This window comes from Effusibacillus sp. SKA8, from assembly GCF_058273125.1.
The window spans coordinates 60001-79990 of the sequence record NZ_JBZCSF010000007.1 but is presented as its reverse complement, the minus strand read 5'-3'; the positions used below and the strand labels follow the sequence as shown (position 1 = coordinate 79990).

17 protein-coding genes, 1 pseudogene and 1 riboswitch are annotated in these 19990 nt (G+C 51.2%); of the genes and pseudogenes, 12 read left to right on the top strand and 6 right to left on the bottom strand.

Annotated elements, in window-relative coordinates:
• The first annotated feature begins 15 nt into the window (after nucleotides 1–15).
• From paaA to AC4ED1_RS07705, 5 genes are read left to right on the top strand one after another with little or no spacing between them, the layout of a single operon-like run.
• On the top strand, nucleotides 16–981 hold the full coding sequence (paaA, locus tag AC4ED1_RS07725; protein ID WP_490937337.1) for a 1,2-phenylacetyl-CoA epoxidase subunit PaaA: 966 nt from the start codon (nucleotides 16–18) through the stop codon (nucleotides 979–981).
• Between the two features lie 13 nt (nucleotides 982–994).
• Entirely contained in the window at nucleotides 995–1333 is a 339-nt protein-coding gene (locus AC4ED1_RS07720; RefSeq protein ID WP_490937335.1) for a 1,2-phenylacetyl-CoA epoxidase subunit B, read from the top strand.
• Between the two features lie 23 nt (nucleotides 1334–1356).
• Nucleotides 1357–2181 (top strand): 1,2-phenylacetyl-CoA epoxidase subunit PaaC, encoded by an 825-nt coding sequence (gene paaC / locus AC4ED1_RS07715; protein ID WP_490937334.1) that lies wholly within the window; start codon nucleotides 1357–1359, stop codon nucleotides 2179–2181.
• A gap of 15 nt (nucleotides 2182–2196) precedes the next feature.
• Nucleotides 2197–2682 (top strand): 1,2-phenylacetyl-CoA epoxidase subunit PaaD, encoded by a 486-nt coding sequence (gene paaD / locus AC4ED1_RS07710; RefSeq protein WP_490937332.1) that lies wholly within the window; start codon nucleotides 2197–2199, stop codon nucleotides 2680–2682.
• A gap of 40 nt (nucleotides 2683–2722) precedes the next feature.
• Nucleotides 2723–4201 carry an aldehyde dehydrogenase family protein gene (locus AC4ED1_RS07705; RefSeq protein ID WP_490937330.1) on the top strand — a complete coding sequence of 493 codons (1479 nt, stop codon included), beginning with the start codon at nucleotides 2723–2725 and terminating at the stop codon, nucleotides 4199–4201.
• Nucleotides 4202–4261: 60 nt separating this feature from the next.
• Here AC4ED1_RS07705 and AC4ED1_RS07700 read toward each other — a convergent pair whose 3' ends face one another.
• Nucleotides 4262–4576 (bottom strand): hypothetical protein, encoded by a 315-nt coding sequence (locus AC4ED1_RS07700; RefSeq protein WP_490937328.1) that lies wholly within the window; start codon nucleotides 4574–4576, stop codon nucleotides 4262–4264.
• 171 nt (nucleotides 4577–4747) lie between these two features.
• On the opposite strand from AC4ED1_RS07700, the gene AC4ED1_RS07695 reads away from it, so the two are divergent.
• A complete protein-coding gene (locus tag AC4ED1_RS07695; RefSeq protein WP_490937326.1) occupies nucleotides 4748–5593 on the top strand; it encodes a hypothetical protein in 846 nt (281 codons plus the stop codon).
• 90 nt (nucleotides 5594–5683) lie between these two features.
• Here the strand turns inward: AC4ED1_RS07695 and AC4ED1_RS07690 are convergent, their stop codons facing one another.
• From AC4ED1_RS07690 to AC4ED1_RS07680, 3 genes are all read right to left on the bottom strand, one after another.
• Entirely contained in the window at nucleotides 5684–7345 is a 1662-nt protein-coding gene (locus tag AC4ED1_RS07690; RefSeq protein ID WP_490937324.1) for a thiamine pyrophosphate-binding protein, read from the bottom strand.
• 33 nt (nucleotides 7346–7378) lie between these two features.
• Nucleotides 7379–8992 carry an ATP-binding protein gene (locus tag AC4ED1_RS07685; RefSeq protein ID WP_490937322.1) on the bottom strand — a complete coding sequence of 538 codons (1614 nt, stop codon included), beginning with the start codon at nucleotides 8990–8992 and terminating at the stop codon, nucleotides 7379–7381.
• 525 nt (nucleotides 8993–9517) lie between these two features.
• A complete protein-coding gene (locus AC4ED1_RS07680) occupies nucleotides 9518–10453 on the bottom strand; it encodes a helix-turn-helix transcriptional regulator (protein WP_490937320.1) in 936 nt (311 codons plus the stop codon).
• Nucleotides 10454–10638: 185 nt separating this feature from the next.
• Here AC4ED1_RS07680 and modA point away from each other — a divergent pair, with 185 nt between their 5' ends.
• Genes modA through AC4ED1_RS07665 form a run of 3 tightly spaced genes read left to right on the top strand, consistent with a single transcriptional unit; the run spans nucleotide 10639 to nucleotide 13248 of the window.
• A complete protein-coding gene (gene modA, locus AC4ED1_RS07675; protein WP_490937318.1) occupies nucleotides 10639–11463 on the top strand; it encodes a molybdate ABC transporter substrate-binding protein in 825 nt (274 codons plus the stop codon).
• A gap of 1 nt (nucleotide 11464) precedes the next feature.
• Entirely contained in the window at nucleotides 11465–12142 is a 678-nt protein-coding gene (modB, locus tag AC4ED1_RS07670) for a molybdate ABC transporter permease subunit (RefSeq protein WP_490937316.1), read from the top strand.
• A complete protein-coding gene (locus AC4ED1_RS07665) occupies nucleotides 12142–13248 on the top strand; it encodes a sulfate/molybdate ABC transporter ATP-binding protein (protein WP_490937314.1) in 1107 nt (368 codons plus the stop codon). Before modB ends, AC4ED1_RS07665 begins: the two co-directional genes overlap by 1 nt.
• Here AC4ED1_RS07665 and AC4ED1_RS07660 read toward each other — a convergent pair.
• Nucleotides 13241–13930 (bottom strand): FadR/GntR family transcriptional regulator, encoded by a 690-nt coding sequence (locus tag AC4ED1_RS07660; protein ID WP_490937312.1) that lies wholly within the window; start codon nucleotides 13928–13930, stop codon nucleotides 13241–13243. The genes AC4ED1_RS07665 and AC4ED1_RS07660 overlap by 8 nt on opposite strands.
• A gap of 33 nt (nucleotides 13931–13963) precedes the next feature.
• Nucleotides 13964–14758: pseudogene (locus AC4ED1_RS07655) on the bottom strand (FAD-dependent oxidoreductase).
• 202 nt (nucleotides 14759–14960) lie between these two features.
• On the opposite strand from AC4ED1_RS07655, the gene AC4ED1_RS07650 reads away from it, so the two are divergent.
• The 3 genes from AC4ED1_RS07650 to AC4ED1_RS07640 all read left to right on the top strand — a co-directional run bounded on the left by AC4ED1_RS07650 (nucleotide 14961) and on the right by AC4ED1_RS07640 (nucleotide 19968).
• Entirely contained in the window at nucleotides 14961–16367 is a 1407-nt protein-coding gene (locus tag AC4ED1_RS07650) for an FAD-binding oxidoreductase (protein ID WP_490937310.1), read from the top strand.
• Entirely contained in the window at nucleotides 16364–17650 is a 1287-nt protein-coding gene (locus tag AC4ED1_RS07645) for a (Fe-S)-binding protein (protein ID WP_490937308.1), read from the top strand. Before AC4ED1_RS07650 ends, AC4ED1_RS07645 begins: the two co-directional genes overlap by 4 nt.
• Before the next feature lie 97 nt (nucleotides 17651–17747).
• A riboswitch (cyclic di-GMP riboswitch) is annotated at nucleotides 17748–17830 on the top strand.
• Nucleotides 17831–17922: 92 nt separating this feature from the next.
• On the top strand, nucleotides 17923–19968 hold the full coding sequence (locus AC4ED1_RS07640) for a glycosyltransferase (RefSeq protein ID WP_490937306.1): 2046 nt from the start codon (nucleotides 17923–17925) through the stop codon (nucleotides 19966–19968).
• Nucleotides 19969–19990: the final 22 nt, after the last annotated feature.

Below are 19990 nucleotides of genomic sequence, written 5' to 3'. Positions count from 1 at the left end.
GGAGGAGCTTTTGGCATGGCAATGCAGGCGACTTTGAGTCAACAAACCGAGAGTGACAAGTATCAAGAGTTCATGGCGCGCATCGAGCGCGGCGAAAAAATCGAGGCGGACGACTGGATGCCGGACGAGTACCGCCACCAGTTGATCAAGCTGATTGCGATGCACGGCATCAGTGAAATCATGGGGGCGCTGCCGGAGAAGGAATGGGTGCCGAAAGCGCCGACGCTGCACCGCAAGCTTGCCATCATGGCGAAAGTGCAGGATGAAATGGGCCACGGCCAGCTTTTGATCCGCGTTGCGGAGGACTTGGCGGCCCCGCTGGGGAAAACGCGGGAAGATTTTATCAGGGACCTCTTTTCCGGCGATCTAAAGTTCCACAACGTGTTTCATATGCCGGTACCGGAGTGGTCGGATGCGGGTGTGATCGGATGGTTGGTCGACGGAGCGGCGATCGTTACGCAAACGATGCTGCTGGAGACTTCGTACGCTCCCTATCAGCGGGTGTTGCAGCGGATTACCGCAGAGGAGAAATTCCACATGCAGCACGGTGAAAGCATCGTGCTGGCATTGGCGGAGGGAACGAAAGAGCAGCGCCGGATGCTGCAGGACGCGCTGAACCGTTGGTGGCCCGCCCTGGTTATGTTCTTCGGGCCGCCGGAAGACAAAATGGCCAGCAACCAGAACATCAACCTCAAGTACAAGATCAGGACCAAGAGCAACGAGGAGCTGCGCCAGATTTTCTTCAGCAAGTACGTTCCGCACATTTGGCATATCGGACTGACGCTTCCGGATGAAACGCTCCGCTATGACGAAGCGGAAGGACGTTGGATCTACAAGGAGCCCGACTGGGAGGAACTGAGAAAGATCATCCGCGGCCAAGGGCCGAAGACACAGGAGCGATTGGCGCTGCGCAAACTGTCCTACGACGACAGCCAATGGGTACGGGACGCGCTGCTTTACAATCAACGTTCCGCCGTGTAAGGGAGGAAGCAAAATGGTGAACCAACAAAACGAACAAAAAGATTTCGCCGTTTTCGAAGTGTTTAGCCAGAAAACGCCAACGAGTCAGTTTGTCCAGCAATACAGCCTGCTGGCGCCCAATCACGAGGTGGCGCTGGCGATGGCAAGGGAAAACTTCCTGCGCCGCGAGCCATGCTACAATCTGATGGTCGTGAAGCGCGAGGACATGCACGTGATTCCGCCGGAAGAGCGTTGGGCCCTTGAACGAATGGACAACAAGGATTACCGGACGACCAAGGGATACGCGGAATTGCAGGCGAGATGGCGTTATCACAAAGAGCAATACGAAAAGAACTTGGCGTCAAACAAATAAGACTGTGGGAGAGGTGGACGGAAATGCAGCGCATCGAATCGGTGGAACAGGCGAAGCAAAACCGGGAGTATCAATCCGCGCTTGTCGAGTTGCTTTACCAATTGGCTGACGATGATTTGATTTTGAGTTTCCGCGGTTCTGAGTGGTTGGGATTGGCTCCCCACGTTGAAGAGGACGTGGCGTTTTCTTCAATTACCCAGGATACGATGGGGCACGCGGCCGCTTTTTACGAATTGCTGGAAGCGCTCGGCGAGGGCAAAGCGGACGATTTGGCGCATCTGCGAAGCGCCGATCAATTCCGCAACGCGATTTTGACGGAGCGTCCCAACGGAACGGGGCATTATCTGAACAATCCCCGGTACGATTGGGGATATACGGTCGTACGCTTGTACTTCTATGAACTCTTCAAACAGGTGCGTTTGGAGTCGCTGACCAACTCTTCGTTTGTCCCGCTGGCGCAACTGGCGAAAAAAATGATGCCTGAACAGCGCTACCATCTGCTGCACTGGCAGGTATGGTTTTCGCAGTTGGCCAACAGCACGGAGGAAGCACGCAAACGGATTTTGAACGCGGTCGAAAAAACCTGGGCCGACCTCGGCGGTCTGTTTGAGCTCGGGCCGCACGGCGGAGAGATTGTAAAATTCGGCTTGCTGGAAGGCGAAGAGATGCTGCTTCAGCGTTGGACCCAGAGGGCGAAAGAGTCCCTTGAAAAGAACGGTATCGCTTGGCCGGGGAAACCGCAAAAAGGCGATCTCAACGGCCGCGCGGGGCAACATACGGACGATCTGAAATCCGCGTTGGCGGAGCTTTCCGAAGTGTACCGGTTGGACCCGGCCGCCAACTGGTAAAAGGGGGATTGGATGATGGCAACCGTTACGGGCTCGATTGCAAACGAAGTGTGGAAGAAGCTGCAGGAAGTGAGCGACCCGGAAATCCCGAGCATCAGCGTTGTGGAAATGGGCATGATCCACCGGGTGGAGGTCGAGGAAGGCGTTGTGACGATTCTGTTTACGCCTACCTTTGTCGGTTGCCCTGCCCTCAAAATCATTGAAAAAAACATTGTGGACCGCGTGTCCGACGTGCCGGAAGTGAAGGAGGTTCGAGTCCGGTTCGTATTCGAACCGGCTTGGACCTCCGACCGGATTACGGAAGCGGGACGGGAGAAGCTGCGGCAGTTCGGAATCACGCCGCCGCCGCGGCAACCGGTCGATTCGTGGGAAATCGAATGTCCGTTTTGCGGTTCGAAGAACACGACGCTCGACAATCTGTTCGGACCGGCAGCCTGCCGCAGCATCGCATATTGCAGAGATTGCAGGAATCCGTTTGAGGCATTGAAGCCTGTCTACTGAATGGATTGAAATGATTGAACAAGGAAAAGGAGACGCAATCGTGCTGAAAGAAACCTACCAGCTATTGATTAACGGACAACATTGCGACAGCAGTTCGGGCGAGACGTTTACGACATACAATCCGGCTACCGGGGAGCCGTTGGCGCAAATTGCGGCGGCAACCAAAGACGATGTGGACCGTGCGGTGGAGGCGGCCCGGACGGCGCTGGAAAAAGGGAAATGGAGCCGCTATTCGGCGGCAAGGCGCGGACAGATTTTAAACAAGATCGCACAAATCATGCGGCAGCAGTTTGACGAGTTGGTGAAACTGGAGATTCTCAACAGCGGAAAATCGCTGTCCGCCGCAAAAGGACAGGTCAATCAGGCGATCGAAGACTTCGAGTTTTATGCCGGGGCCACCACGACCCTGTCGGGGGAAACGATCCCGGTGCCAAACGGATTTTTCAATTATACGCTGCGGGAACCGGTGGGTGTGTGCGCACAAATCATTCCCTGGAACTATCCGATGATGATGGCGGCGTGGAAGATCGCTCCCGCTTTGGCGGCCGGGAATACGGTTGTCCTCAAACCGGCCAGTCTGACGCCGATCACGGCGCTGGTGCTGGGAGATATCTGTCTGGAAGCCGGGGTGCCCGAAGGAGTGGTGAACGTCATCACCGGAAGCGGTGCGGTGATCGGTTCTTACCTGGCTGAACATCCCCATGTCGATAAGGTTGCCTTTACCGGCGAGACAACCACCGGGAAGGACATCATGGCGAAAGCGTCAGCCAATTTGAAACGCGTTACGCTGGAGTTGGGCGGAAAATCGCCCAATATCGTGTTCGACGACGCCGATTTGGATGCGGCGGTGGACGGGTCGTTGTTCGGAATTTTTTACAACACCGGACAATCTTGTGAAGCCCGGTCCCGGTTGTTCGTCCACGAAAAGATTTACGATCGGTTCGTCGAACGCTTTGTGGAGAAAGCGAACAAGCTGAAAGTCGGCGATCCTTTTGATCCGAACACCCACGTGGGTGCCGTCATTTCCGCCAATCAGGAAAAAGTGATCGACGGGTACGTGAAGCTGGGATTGGAAGAAGGAGCGACTCTCCTGTGCGGCGGCAAACGCCCCGAAGGAGAGGAGTTTGCGAAAGGACACTGGTATATGCCGACGATTCTCGGGAACGTCACGAACAAGATGCGAGTGGCGCAGGAAGAGATTTTCGGGCCGGTTGTCGTAATCATCAAATTTTCGGACGAGAAAGACGTGATTGCCCAGGCCAACGATTCGATTTACGGATTGGCGGCGGCGATTTGGACCCGGGATTTCGCCAAGGCACACCGGGTGGCGGCCGCAGTCAAAGCGGGAATCGTCATGATCAATTCGCCTTTTTCCGCCTTTCCGGGACTTCCGTTTGGCGGTTACAAGCAATCGGGTTACGGCCGGGAACTGGCGCTGGAAACGCTCAACCTCTACACCGAAACGAAAAGTGTCATTTCCTATATCGGGGAAAAGCCGCTCAATCCGTTTGGCGTGTGACGGAAGCGGCACAGAAAAAGCTCTGAACGCAAAAGTTCAGAGCTTTTTAAATGGTTTATTCTATTCGACTGTCACGTCGCTCTCGTCTTTGCTCGTTTCCAGCCATTCGTCGAGGACTTGCTTGTCAAGCACCTTGTTGGTGATCATGGACAGTTGTTTGAACGTGAACAAATCGCGCCAATTGGCACCGGCACTGTCCGCGATGCGAATCGCGGTCAAAAGGCTCGCCCACGCCGCATGCCGTTTATACCAAAAGAACGATTGATTCTCCATCATATACGGATACAGATCATCGAACGAAGTGTGTTTGCAAGCTACCGTACGGTCAAATTCCTCCTTCGCTTCCCGTACGAACGACAAAAGATCGAAAGACATGGGCATTCCCCTCCTTTCTTTCATCATACATGACGCTGGGGGGATTCGGGAAGAGCCTGTTGTGTAAAAACAACATTGCATAAAAAGGAGAATACTTCAAAAAGCGATGGGTACACTACATGTCGTGAATCTACCTCATTCCAAAAAGATCTCTAAGGAGGAGTCAAAAAAATGCCGCAAACAAATGCACAATCGATGTTCCAGCCCGGCTTCGCCGGAACCGGTACGCAACAAGTACGGCAAGACATTGCGCAAGAAGGAGGTTTTGGTTATTCCGGTTTGCAGCAAGGCAATTGGAATGTTGGGCAAGGGTATGTTGCGCAATCCGCATTCCAACCGGGCTATACGAACATTGGGCAAGGTATTGCTGCTGTCGGCCAGCCGGCGTTCGGTCCGCAAGTGATGCTGCAACCGGGTTTCGCCGGAACCAACGTCCAGCAAGTTAGACAGGACATTGCACGGGACGGCGGGTTCCGCTACGGAATTTCCGGTCAAGGTTATACGAACGTCGGGCAGGGTGTTGCAACTGTCGGCCAACCGGCGTTTGCTCCGCAAGCGATGCTGCAACCGGGCTTTGCCGGCACCAATCCGCAGCAAGTACAGCAAGACATCGCGCAGGAGGGCGGATACCGTTACGGAATCCCAGGTCCCGGTTATACAAACATATGGCAGGGCTTCGCAACTGCCGGTCAGGCCCCGTTCGGCCAGCCAATCATGCCGCAACCTTGGCAGCAACCGGGCTTTGCAGCCGTCGGCCAGCCCGTGTTCGGCCCGCAAGCGATGCTGCAACCGGGCTTTGCCGGCACCAATCCGCAGCAGGTACGGCAAGAGATCGCACAGGAGGGCGGATACCGTTACGGTATGTCCGGCCAGGGCTACATGAACGTCGGACAAGGCACGGCAAATATGACTCAGCCTGCGTTTGGTCCGCAAGCGATGCTGCAACCGGGCTTTGCCGGCACCAATCCGCAGCAAGTACGGCAAGACATCACGCAGGAAACCGGGTTTGTCCAATAATCCGGAGCAAGGCGAAAGCAGTGGCAAAACCCTCCCGAGTCACGCATTCGAGAGGGTTTTGCTCTGCAAAGCGCCCTTGCCGATATAGAATCACCGTCTTACCAGGGTGGGCGGAATCTCCTCCGGATCTGTCATAACTTCAATAACTGTAGGAGACGGATTGGCCAAAGCACAGGCAACTGCGGCTTCAATTTCCGCAGCAGTGCGGCAGCAAAAGGCCTTTGCCCCCATCGACTCCGCATATTGCTTCACATCCAACGGTGTTTGGTAGACGGTTCCATCCGTCCGCCCCACGTTGTGATACATGGCTTTATTGGCCATATCCAATCTTCCGTTGTTTAGAACTACAAATAGGACTGCAGCCCGTTCATTCACTGCTGTGGAAATCTCGGAACCGTGCATAAACAGGCATCCATCCCCGGTTAAACAAACGATCGTCCGGTTGGGTGCGGCAAGCTTTGCGCCGATTGCATACCCGATGGCATGACCCATAGATGCAAAAACATCTTCAAAATAAAATGTTCCCGCTTGGAAAATATCGTAATATCTGACCGCATAAAAGCTGTGGCTACCAGAATCGCCAAAAACGACGGCATCTTCCGGCAAACATTTGCGCAACACCTTCATTGTCTCTGCGGCAGTTATATAGCCGGGGGCAGCGAAATTGCGGCATTCGTCAACCGGTGCCGCAGGATTGCCGAGTTTCTCTTGTCCGGCGGCAGTTTCGCGGACAGGGGCGATTTGCGGGTCTTTATGGAATTCTTCCAACAGTTTTTGCAAATTGGATTTGGCGTCGCCATGCACAACGTAAGTGGGAACAGGCAGGGATTTGCCGGCGAAGGTGGGGTCCACGTCAAACTGAATGATCCTGTGCGGGTACATGTCCACCGTTAGCCCGGCCAAAGACATTTCGCTTAGCTTTGATCCTATGACAATCATGAGATCGACTCCCGATTTCAAATACGCACCGGCTTGCGGGGTTCCGCCGACGCCAAAGGTGCCCAACGACAACGGGTGACAGGTTGGGAACGCCCCTTTCCCGCCGGGGGTGGTCATGACCGGGATCTGGAAATATTCGGCCAGCATGCGTACTTCCTCATAGGCTTCCGCAAGATGGACCCCTTTTCCGAGAAAGAGAACGGGGCGTTTTGCTGCATGCAGATGTGGGATGATCCGTTCCAAATCTGCGGAGAACACGCTGGGAGCGCCGGAAGGAAGAGGAAGCGAGAAAGAAGGAATTTTTTGCACAAGCACATCGGAAGGGATGGAGAGATGAACAGGCCCTTTGCGTCCGGTAAACGCTTTTTCTACGGCATGCGCAAGATAGGATTGCAGGAGGTCTCCCCTTTCCAGGCGGGCGCTGAACAGGGTGACCGGTTCAAACATATGTACGAGGTCGGTGCCAAAAAAAGTGGAATCTTGTGCCAAAGCTTTTCCGGTGTCTTTCATTGAGGGATGGCCTGTGATAAACAATACAGGAGTATGGTAAGCTTTGGCCTGGCCAGCAGCCGACAACATGTTGGTGCCTCCGGGGCCTGACGTTCCCAAAGCGACGCCCAACGTGTTTTTCTTTAACGCATAGCCGGCGGCCGCATAGCCGGCACCCGCCTCGTGACGGCACAAGACGAAATTGACTCCTTGGTCGCCCAGTTCGAGGATAAATGGTGCCACCGGTTTTCCGGGAACACCGAATACGTGAGTGACTCCCCACTGTTTCAAATGCTCGATCAGGATTGAAGCAACCGTTTTCATCGTAAAACCCCTCTCTTTGGTGGCATTGCAACTTCAATTTGTCGGATGTTGAATGGGCAATACGATAGTGAAGGTGGTTCCCTCCCCCTTTTGGGAAGCGACTTCGATTCTTCCCTTATGACTCTCGACAATGCGGTAGCATACGGATAAACCAAGCCCCAATCCGTTTTCCTTCGTCGTAAAGAAGGGATTGAGGATTTGCTTCATCTCCTCTTCCGTCATTCCAACGCCGCTGTCGCAAATTTTGATTTTCACTTCGTTGTTGTCCTCGTCCTTCTCCAGTAAGACATGTATGGTTCCGCCTGAAACCATCGCTTCAATCGCGTTTTGGATCAGGTTGATCAACACCTGCTTGATCTGCATCGGGTCGACAAACGAAACGACCGGATCTTCATGGAATTCCGCCTGAATGATCACATTTTTCAAAATGGCCTGGCTTTCCATAAACTGGACGGTTTCCTGCAGGATGTCCTGTATGGCGCAGGATTTTCTTTCGGGAATGCCCGGTTTGGCCATTACGATGAAATTGGAAACCAATTTGTTTACGCGGAGCAACTCGTTATGGACAATCTCGATATACCGGGCTTCCGGCTGGTCGGCGGCAAACCGGTTTTTCATCAATTGAATGAAACCGGTGATCGCAGTCAGGGGATTGCGGATTTCATGGGCAAGCCCGGCAGCCAGTTTACCGATGGCGGATAGTTTCTCCGATACGATGACCTGATTTTCGAGCAAGCGGCGGTCAGTTATATCCCGGAACTGCGCGTATGCGCCGATCAGTCTGGATTTATCGTCATGAATCGGCAGCGCGTCAAACAGACAGACGAAACTTTGCGGCGGCGAAGTGGTGAAAGCCAGCTCGATATCTTCGTATTTCTCGCCTTTTTTCAGCACGCCGTAAATGTACTTGCCGATCGGTTCAAACTCGAAGATCGAGCGGCCGATGACAGCTTCTTTGCTGCAATTCATAATCCTTTCGGCAAACGGGTTGAATTCGGTGACATTACCCGCATGGTCCGTAATGATGATTCCGTTTCGAAAGGTGTTCATCATCATATGGTTCAACAAATATTTTTTCTGATAGTTTCTGCGGAGGAGAATTTCCCTTTCGACGGAATCCATCATAGTCGATAACAAAGTCAATAGGTACGGACTATGATGGTCGATGGATGTCATGATGCATACGGTTCCCGCCTTATTGATTTCCGGAAAATGAAAAGGCACAGAATAGCATGCCGACGAACGAAGGAAAAAATGATAATGTTGTTCGCCGATGACTTCAATCGGATGCTGTTCCTGCAGGGCAAGATAAATTGCATTGGTCCCTGTATTTTCTTCATCCATTTGAATTCCGTATGTAACGCCCGTCTGTGTCATTACGCTTTTGATGGTTTCATCCCCGTACATCTCAAGAACATAACCTTCTTCATCCGTAAACACGATCAAGACGGGAGTGCCTTTTAACGAGGACATGATTTTTTCCGCAAACAAGTGTGTGACCGTCAGGACTTCATCATATTCCATCCGCCTGGCTTCCAATTCTGTCTCGGACAAGCGATTTTTGGGCATGGGAATCTGGTTGGGGTTCATGCCTCTCGCTTTGCATCTTTTTTTCGACTCACTGATATAAAAAGGTTCAAGTTGCATACCATTTCCCCTTGCAAGAAAAATTGACGTTCTTGTTTTAATATTACGAGGATTTTGCGAGATTCGCAATTTCAATGCCGGTTGCCTGTTGCCGCGTCTGCCGGCGATGAGCAAACCGTCCCCGGGGGGCAGGAGATGTTTGCTCACTTGAAAATTTCGCCTCAACCGGGCAAAATCCTTTTTTGCAAATTCGGCACGAACGCTCATATTTTCCAGACCAAGCGAATATCCTGTAAGGTCAACGCGACAAACCGTGGCTTTGAATACGGAAAGATGATTTACATACTACTGCCTGTATCCGGGCATTGACAATGGTCAAGGAGGGTAAAAAGATGGTGTACGCTTACGAGGAAAAATCGAAAAAGTGGGTTTTGAAAATGGGCGATGTTGTGATTGGAGTGTTTGACACGGAAAGCGAGTGTCTGTACTTCATGTATTGTTTGTGAGGGGCCGCCCAAGGGCGGTCCCTTTTATGACAACGGACACGGATTTCCGCCGTTTCATCCGTTGCCAGTCTCATGCCGGTTAAATTTCCCCAATGATCTCTCCCGTTCTGGTCACATCGTATCCGCCCATCCCTTTCACTTCATCGCAAAACTCTTGTGACCGGAGTACGGCCAGAAGTGTCTGAAAACTGGATGTTTCAAAATCGTCGCGACAAACAACGAGGTCATAGCGTTCTTGCTTCAATGGGATGAACTCCACCTCCGGCACCTGCAAGGCTGCCTTTTCCGTCCCGAGCCCCACGTCGGCAATGCCTCTGGCCACGGCGCTGGCTACGGCAATATGGCTCATTTCTTCCCTTGCGTAGCCCTTGATCAGTCGCGGATCCATCCGCAGGTTGCGCAGCATCTCATCGAGCAGCACCCTTGTGCCCGATCCTTTTTCCCTATTGACAAACGTGACTTCCGGATTGGCTAGATCCGTCCACTCTTTAATTCCTTTTGGGTTTCCCGGCGCCACATAGAAACCTTGCGTGCGGTACACCAGATTGATGATGACTGCCCGCTGCCCCGGAAGCAGACGTCTGACATAAGGAATGTTGTATTCTCCCGATTCTCCGTCCCATAAGTGTGTTGCTGTAATATTGGCCGTTCCCCGGTACAAGGCAAGCAGACCGTCAATGCTTCCCACGTAAGAACGCAGCGACCGAAGCATCGGATTGAATTTTTCCAAATGGCGCGTTAAAACGTCCAGCACGATATCCTGCCCGCAAATGATCAACCCTTGGCTTTCCAAAACCAGTTTTTCGACCGAAACCTGAAAGTTGGAGGGCGTAGCCCGGTTTGACAGGTGGGATGGATTCGTATATGCCTCCAGATCGATTGGGCTGATTCTTATCTTTTTTCCAACACGGTAAAAGGGGATTTTTCCTTTCCTAAGCAGATCGTACACGGTACCCTTTGATATTTTTAAGATTTTGGCCACTTCTTCCGGCGTGTAAAAGGTATGATCAGGCATGTGACATCTCCTCACAAAACGGTTGCCATTTATTATAACATAGGCTAGAATTCTGTGTAACATCATTTTATATCAATTAGTATCAATTCGTTTGCTGCATATTTTTGTTTTGTTGTGTTTTGTTGTGTTTTGTGCGATCTTTCCGAGAGAAAATATTCACATTCTATGAAAGGTGTGGAGAGGAAATGAAACAAAAATGGTTTTTTCCGATTCTGCTGGCCGGCAGCCTGTTATTTGGCATCGGGGGATGCGGAAATGGCGGGAATTCCGCCGTCCAACCTTCCCAGACAAATCCGCAGGATCGCCAGGCGGAAAACCAGCTGACGGTTGCCGCTGCGGCGGACTTATCCCTCGCTTTTAAGGAAATCGGACAGAACTTTGAAAGGTCAACGGGCAGCAAAGTGTCGTTTACTTTCGGTTCCACAGGAACTTTGGCGCAGCAAATCGAAAACGGCGCTCCCTTCGACGTATTTGCCGCAGCCGACGTCAGTTACGTGGAGAACTTGCAAAAGAAAGGGAAGATCGTTGCCGATTCCGCACAGCTTTACGCGCAAGGCAGAATTGGCCTGGCCACACCGGCCAAAAGTTCTGTCCGGGTCAACGAACCGAAAGATTTGCTGCAACCGGAAATCAAAAAAATTGCCATTGCGAATCCCGATCACGCGCCATACGGCCGGGCGGCGAAGCAAGCGCTGGAGAAAGCGGGGGTGTGGGATCAAATCAAAGACAAAATTGTGTACGGCAAAAATATATCCGATACATTGACTTATATCACGACCGGAAACGCGGAAGCCGGGATCATCGCCCAATCGATCGCCAAGCCGGACGAAGTTCGTTTCACGCTCGTTGATGCGGGCTTATATGATCCGCTCGATCAGGCCATTGCGGTCGTGCAAGGGACAAGCCGGGAAAAATTGGCGCGGGAGTTTGTCCGGTACGTGAACAGTCCGGAAGGGCGTCGGATCATGCTAAACTACGGATTTGCCCCGCCGCCGGAGGCGAAAAAGTAAAGTGGAAAAAATGAATTTCTTTCCGTTGTTTTTGTCTCTAAAGGTGGCGTCGCTGGCGACCCTCTTGGGCATTCTGTTGGGCGTGCCGATCGCATATTATCTGAGCCAATCGCGAAGCAGATTGGCCGATTTTTTGGATACGTTGCTAACCTTGCCTGTCGTCTTGCCTCCCACCGTGCTGGGCTATTATTTGCTTGTTTTGCTCGGCAGGGAGAGCTGGATCGGCAAATTTCTCGAACAGAACTTCCGGATCATGATTGTCTTTACGCCAACAGGAGCTGTCATTGCCGCTTCCGTTGTGTCCATACCGTTTCTTGTTAAAACGGCTCGCGCCGCTTTCTCTGAAATTAACCGCGATCTGGTGCATGCCGCCCGGCTCTTGGGAAGAAGCGAATGGAATATCTTTTTTTCAATTCTGGTGCCGCTTGCCTGGCGCGGGCTTGCTTCCGGCATCATTCTTTCCTTCGCTCGGGCCCTCGGCGATTTTGGCACCACTTTAATGGTATCAGGGAGCATTCCGAATCAAACGCTGACGATGCCCATCGCCATCTATGATGCAATGCAGGCCGGAGACAAAGAGATGACCAATCTGCTGGTGCTCATTATGACCGCGGTTGCCGTCACTTTTCTTTTTATCTTGAACCGGCTGGAGAAAAAAATGATACAGGGGGGGCGCTGATGCTGGAAGTGTCTTTTCAGAAAACGGTTGGCGATTTTTCGCTGTCCTCTCATTTTCGGGGCGAAAAAGAGATTATCGGCATCCTCGGTCCCTCCGGCTGCGGCAAAAGCATGACCTTGCGGTGCATCGCGGGCCTTGAAACTCCCGATGCGGGCAGGATCGTATTAAACGGCAACGTGCTTTATGATTCGCAGACCGGAACGAACGTCCCGCCGCGCTTCCGAAACATCGGGTACGTCTTTCAGCAGTATGCTTTGTTTCCGCATTTGACGGTAGCCCAAAATATTGCTTTCGGCATTCAAAAACTAAATAAAATGACGCGGCGGCAACGGGTTCAAGACATGCTGCAAAAAATGCGCCTCGTCGGATTACAGGATCGCTATCCCCACCAATTGTCCGGCGGACAGCAACAAAGAGTCGCGCTGGCCCGAACGCTTGTCACCCAGCCTGATTTGTTGCTGTTGGACGAACCATTTTCGGCGATCGACAGCCATGTGAAACATCTGTTGGAACAGGAGTTGTTGGAACTGATTCAAAAAAACTATTCGGGAACGGTGTTGCTTGTCACCCATAACATGGAAGAAGCGTACAGGCTGTGCAACAGGATTATTCTGTATTCGAATGGCCGGGTTGTGCAAACCGACCATAAAAAAGTTTTGTTCCATCAGCCTGCGAGCCTGACGGCAGCCAGAATTACGGGTTGCAAAAATCTGCTGCCCGTTGTCGTTTTAGGCGAAGAAAACGGTGTACTGGCACTTCAGTCGGGCAGTTTGAAATTGCATGCCAAAAAAGCAAATACACACTATGAGAAAATGATGATAGCAGGCTGCCATGCCCACCTGATCAGATTGCACACCGATTCTTCCCTTGCGGTCAACAACTATCCCTGTGAAATAGAAAATACGATGGAGGGGATGTTTTTTTATAGTGTGTTTGTCCGCTGCGCTGAGCATCGGTTTCAAGTCGAAGTGGCAAAAGAAACCTGGCAGCAGCTTGCGGATGGTCAGCTTTCTAATTTGCATTTGCATTTGCCGCCGGAGCATGTATTTGTCGTGGCGCGTGAAGAACATCATTTGTCTGTTACGAAGTTCCCGGAAATCACATGACCAGACTCAGCTTTTTTTCCGCGTTTTTCAGATGGATGGCGGTCTGGACTTTTGCCAGTTCCGGTTGTCCGGCTTCAATCGCCAGGTAGATCGCTTCGTGTTCTTTATACACTTGCTGCCGTTTTCTCTTTAATCCGATGTTTTGTTTCAGGGTGAGGGCAAGCGCTTCCTTGTAAAATTTAGAAAGATTTTCCATTGTATAGATCACGATGGGATTATGGGCGGCCCGAATCATTTCGCGGTGAAAACTGAAGTCCGCCTCATGGCCGGTTTTGTCATCCGTCGAAAAATCGTATTCCAGATTTTTTAAGGCGTTATACATTCTTTTTAAGTCTTCGGGGGTCCGCCGGAGAGCCGCAAGATATGCGGCCTCGGTTTCCAATATCCTCCGGATTTCAAACAGGTGTTTGATTTGCCTGACATCAGCCGGACCGATTTGCAGAGGGGCCAGCAACGAAGAGATATCCATTTCTTCGACATAATGTCCGCCTCCCTGCTGGGATGAAACGATGCCCATCGCGTTAAGAACGCTAAGGGCTTCACGGATTGTGGCGCGGCTGACCCCGAACATTTTGGCCAGGTCCATTTCGCTCGGCAGCCTGGAACCGGGTAAAAAATCGCCGGATTTGATCATTGCAATCAATTTTTTGGAGATTTCTTGTGAAATTTTCGTTTTTTTCATTTGGATCGTTTCCTTTTGGTACAAATTCTGATGTCAGATCGCAAACCGTGTTGGTTCCAGATCGGGAATCCTTTCGACAATTGCCTGCCCGATGGATATGGATGCGGTCGCAGCGGGAGAAGGCGGGTTTAAAATATGAATCGACCTTCTGTTGGCAACAATGTAAAAATCGTCAATCAGTTTGCCGTCTTCGGTTAAAGCTTGGGCTCTGACTCCGTTTTTCGACGGCACCAGGTCTTCTTCCCGAATTTCGGGAATCAGCCGCCGCAAGCTTTGCACAAACACTTTTTTGCTGAAGGATCTTACCATTTCTTTGATCCCTATGCACCTCCCCGTTAATCATCCGTTTTCCCGGATAAGCTGGGCAAACTTTTCGGCGACTTTTTTGTAATCGACGATTCCTGCAGATTTCACGTGGATGGCTTCCAACCCGTCGACGTGAGGCTCGATGGAATGCAGTTCATGCCGGTTGATTTTTGCAATGTCCAGCCCGTTGTCCAGCCCCCGTTGATAGAGGTTCTGCAAAAGCGGAAGTTCCTTTTGTTCGGTGGCGACAATCACTTTTCCGCAAATTTCGTACTCTATATCGTACTGTTCGCAGAATTCGACTAATTTCCTGCTTCCTTCCTTCGCGAATCTCGCTTTCAAGCTTCCGGGCTTATAGTAAATTCCGGAATGGATCACACCGCTGTTATGGCCGGTCTGGTGAAAAGCGAGGCGGCTCTCTTTCTCCAGAACCAGCAATTTGGCGCGCGGATTGCGCTGAATTAACGCCATTCCCGTGGAAAGCCCCACAATGCCTCCTCCGACAATGATAAAGTCATACATGCAAGCGGCTCCTTTCCTGGATGAAATGTTTACTTACGATTCTAGCAGAAAAAAGTTGTAAGACAAGTTATGAAAAATTAAAATGAGCATATAGACAAACGTGGCGTATATTCTGTATATTTTCTATTAACAACATTTGCTGTTTTAATTTTTCGGAATGTTAAAAACCTGATATTTGTCTGACAAATAGGGGGTGAATGTGATGAAGCCGGAAATCATCGACGAATTGATTGAGATTGCAGACAAGGACCGGGTCCTTACCGCTTTGGACGAACGGTACAGCTATGCGTACGACGCTTCGTTTGGCACGTACCTTCCCGATGTGGTTGTATTTCCGAAGACGACGGAAGAGGTTTCCAAAATCGTGAAGCTGGCCAACCGGGAGAAAATCCCTGTCACCCCCAGGGGGGGCGGCACTTCATTAAGCGGGGGCCCGCTGCCTGTAGCTGGCGGCATTGCGCTCGTGATGACCCGCATGAACAGGCTCCTGGCGATTGACCGCGACAATCTGATCGCCATCGTGGAACCGGGGGTGATTACGGCGGATTTGCACAAAAAGGCGGAGGAAGCGGGACTTTTCTATCCGCCGGATCCGAGCAGTTCAAACGTTTCGACGATTGGCGGCAATCTGGCGGAAAACGCGGGAGGACCACACGGATTGAAATACGGTGTGACCAAGCATTATGTAATCGGTTTGGAAGTTGTCACCCCGCAAGGGGAGATCATCCGGACCGGAGGAATGACGGTCAAAAACGTGACGGGCTACGATCTGACGCCGTTGATTCTTGGATCGGAAGGGACGCTCGGGGTGATCACGAAAGCGATTTTGCGTTTAATCCCCAAACCGCCTGCCCGGAAAGCGCTGATGGCCGTCTTTGACGACCTGATCGATGCGGGAAGGGCGATCAGCGGCGTGCTGACAAACGGGGTTCTGCCCGCCAAGATGGAGATCATGGACAACGCTTCCATCCGGGCGGTCGAGAATTATAAACCGTGCGGTTTGCCGGTTGACGCCGATGCGATCATTCTGATCGAAGCGGACGGGCATCCGGTTGCCGTGGAAGAGGAAATCCGGAAAACGGCTGCGATTTGCAGGGAATTCGGCGCAAGAGACGTGAGAATCGCCAACAACGAATCGGAAAGGGAGGAATTGTGGAAGGCGAGAAAACTCGTGTCTCCCGCGATCACCCGCATTAAACCGACAAAAATCTCGGAAGACGCGACGGTCCCCCGCGCCAAAATTCCGGAGATGTTTGAACGCCTGCGGGCCATCCGGGACAAATACAACATTTGCCTGGTCGTCTTCGGACATGCGGGGGACGGCAATCTGCACCCGAACATCATGGCGGATGCAAGAGACAAGGATGAGATGCGGCGGGTGGAGGAAGCGGTCGGGGAAATATTCCAAGCGGCTGTCGAACTGGGGGGAACACTGTCGGGGGAACACGGCATCGGAACGATGAAGGCGCCTTATATGGAAATGGAACTTGGCCCCGTCGGCCTCGACATGATGAGGCGGATCAAGCGGGCGTGGGATCCGGACAACATTTTGAACCCTTATAAAATCTTTCCCCGGCCGGGCCAGACGCGGGTGGTGCTGACCGAATGAACGAGTTGCAACAACTGCTGCAATACGACGAGACATTTCGTTGCGTTCAGTGCGGATACTGCCTCCCCGCCTGTCCAACCTATCGGGTTCTGGAAAAGGAGTCGGCGTCCCCCCGCGGACGGATTGCTTTGGTCAAAGCGGCTGCGGAAGGAAAGATTGGGGTCGCGGAACATCTGGCCCGGCCGATCGATTTGTGTCTGGGCTGCCGGGCATGCGAAACGGTCTGCCCGAGCGGGGTGAAGTACGGGACCATTCTGGAAGGGGCGAAACAGGCGATCCGTGCCGAAAAACAATGGAGCCCTTTGGTCAAGGGATTCAGGCGGTTTGTGTTTCAGAGATTGTTCCCGTATCCGGGACGTTTAAAAGCGGTTGGCGGACTGATCTGGCTGTATCAAAAATCGGGATTGCGGAAGGCGGCCCGCGCTTTGCGGATCACGCGGAAATTGCCGTTTCATCTGGGCGAGTTTGAGCGGGCTTTGCCCGATGTCCCGCCGCCCGTTTCCTATCTGGGGAAAAGGCCGCTTTTGCAGCCGGCGGGACGCCCGAAAGCGAAAGTGGCCTTTTTTGCCGGTTGTGTGATGGATTCCCTGTTTTTCGACACCAACCGAAAAAGTATCGAACTGCTGGCTGCCGCCGGTTGCCAGATCGTCATTCCAAAAATGCAAACCTGTTGCGGCGCGTTGCATGCGCATGCGGGAGAGGTGGAACTGGCGAAAGAATTGGTAAAACGGAACATCGAAGCGTTTGCAGCGAGCGGAGCGGATTGGTATGTAAACAATGCGGGCGGTTGCGGGGCGATGTTGGCGGAATACGGTCATTTGCTGGCCGACGATCCGGAATGGGCGGAACGCGCGAAACGGTTTGCCCGGAAGAGCCGGGATATCAGCGTGATCTTGGCGGACCTGGGCCCCCTTCCGTTTCGCAAGGAGCTGCCGTACCTGATTACGTATCAGGATTCCTGCCATCTTCGCAATGTGCAAAAAGTGTCCGCCCAGCCGCGGGAACTCTTGCGCTCCATTCCGGGGGTCCGGTATGTGGAGTTGCCTGTGGCGGACGAATGCTGCGGTTCCGCCGGCATCTACAGTCTGGTCGAATACGATGCTTCCATGAAAGTGCTGGACCGGAAAATGGAGTTTGTCAAAGCCTCCGATGCCGCGATTGTGGTTACTTCCAATCCGGGATGTCTGCTGCAGATGCGCATGGGCATTCAGCGGGCGGGACTGGAGAACCGGATGAAAGCGGTGCATCTCATTGAACTGCTGCACGAAGCTTGCGGGCTGTGACCGAATCCTGAGAAGCCGATTGGCGCTGAGAAGTTGACAAATGAGAAGTTGACAAAAATGTTTTGCCCGCATAATAATTTAAGTGAAACCTGAACAATGACTAATTGGAAGCGATGAAAACTGTCCGGAATTGGGCGCTTGGACAGTTGGGAGCGAGTAGCGCAACCGGCCAATATCTCTTATGGATATTGGTCGTTTTTTGTCTTGCGGAACATCAAATTTTATTATAAATGGCCGCGAAATGCTGGCGAAGGCAATCAGGAGTTAAGGGTATGCTCTCTCACGTAATTTATTTTTTTGACAACTACGGTCATTTTTATCTGGTCATTCAACTCACGATTGTTTTTCTCTTGTATGTCTTGACTCGTTTGAAGGTCATCAGCTGCCATGCATTGATGTCTTATACGGCCCTGTTGGAAACCCTATACATGGTATGGCGTGTTTTGTTTACTCTTGTGTTTGATGGGCTTATCAACCTGTTTTTTTCCTTGTTGCTTTTCTTTTGGGAATTTGTGGGCTACTTTCAACAGTTGATTTTTTACATCACCATGTGGAATCCTCTCAATCGGAAGACTCCTGAATTAGACGGATATACTCCGACCGTGGATATATTTGTCCCTACATATAACGAATCGATCGACATTCTAAAAAGAACGCTTGTTGCTTGCACCTATATGGATTACCCCAAAGAGAAACTCAAAATTTATGTACTTGATGATGGGGGTCGTAAAGAAGTCAAACAGCTTGCGTCGGATCTTGGGATTATCTATATCGCTCGTCCTGAACACAAACACGCAAAAGCAGGAAATCTAAACTACGCTCTAGCCCAATCTTCCGGTGAATTGGTTGCGACAATTGATGCTGATATGGTTCCGAAATCCAATTTCTTGCAGGAAACGGTCGGTTTTTTTCGTAAGAGGAAAATGGGTTTTGTTCAGGCTCCACAAGCATTTTTTAATCCGGACCCTTTCCAGCACAATTTGTCATCTTCCGGGCAAATCCCCAACGAACAGGATTTTTTCATGCTTGAAATGCAAGCGGGCAAAGATCGTTTTAATGCAACTATGTATGTGGGCAGCAACACTGTTTTTTCCCGTCAGGCGCTAGAATCCATTGGGGGATTTGCTACCGGGTGCATCACGGAAGATGTCGCTACGGGCATGTTACTGCAAGCCAAAGGATATCGTTCTGCTTTTGTAAAAAAAGTGTTGGCAAAAGGTCTATCTGCTGAAAGTTTTTCCGAACTTTTACATCAAAGAGACCGCTGGTGCAGGGGAAACATTCAAGCCGCCAAACTGTGGAATCCTTTGACCATTCCGGGTTTAAGCATCATGCAACGCCTGTTGTATTTTTCCGGGATTCTCTACTGGTATTTTGGCGTTCAAAAACTTGTCTATATTCTGGCTCCTATTTTATACCTTGTCTTTCACATCCAATCCCTTCAGGCAAGTATGCATATGTTGCTCATCATTTGGTTGCCTAAACTGATCGCTAGTGCTCTAACTTTTCGAATTCTGTCGGCTGGCCGAAGAAACATCTATTGGAGCCATGTGTATGAAACCGCAATGGCGCCCAAATTGTCAATTTCAGCAATGAAAGAGACCCTTGGGTTAAAGTCCTCTAAGAAATTTCGTGTCACAAATAAGGGGGTAATTTCCACAAAAGTACATATAGAGTGGGGAATTTTTGCGTTTTATTCCCTAATGTTTTTGTTGAGTTTGCTTGGGATCTCCAAGGTTATCTATTTGTACCTTGTCAGTCACGTGATTTCTTCGGGTGACGTCTTGAATCTTTTTTGGTGTCTCTACAATTTGGGCGGTATTATTTTAAGCGTTTTTGTTAGTGTGGAAAGACCCCGATACCGGAAAGCGGAACGCTTTGCCGTCACACTTCCATGTAAACTGACGGTTGATCAGACTACGTACAATGGCTATATACGGGATATCAGTGAAACGGGAGCCAACGCCCAATTTGAATTGTCCGTTCCCTTTTCGGACAGCAGGTGTACGGTGTATATCCCGGAAATAAAGTCATCACCGCTATCGGCACGAATGGTCTTCACTACATCAACCGATCGTTTCACGACTCGCTTTTGCTGGGAAGATCTCTCTTTGGAACAATACAGAGAATTGGTGAAACTGATTTTTGATCAACCGGAAAATGTAAGCAAGGAATATAAACTGAAAGGGCAATATCATTTTCTTCAGGCTTTTTTACGCAGTGCGAGAGAAAAATTTTTGAACATCCGTTCCTCGCTCAAACGTTCCCAAAACGTTCCTTCAAATTTTGGGGAAAACTCAAAAAATATCGCGACATAAATTCGTCTCATGGTGTTTGCCG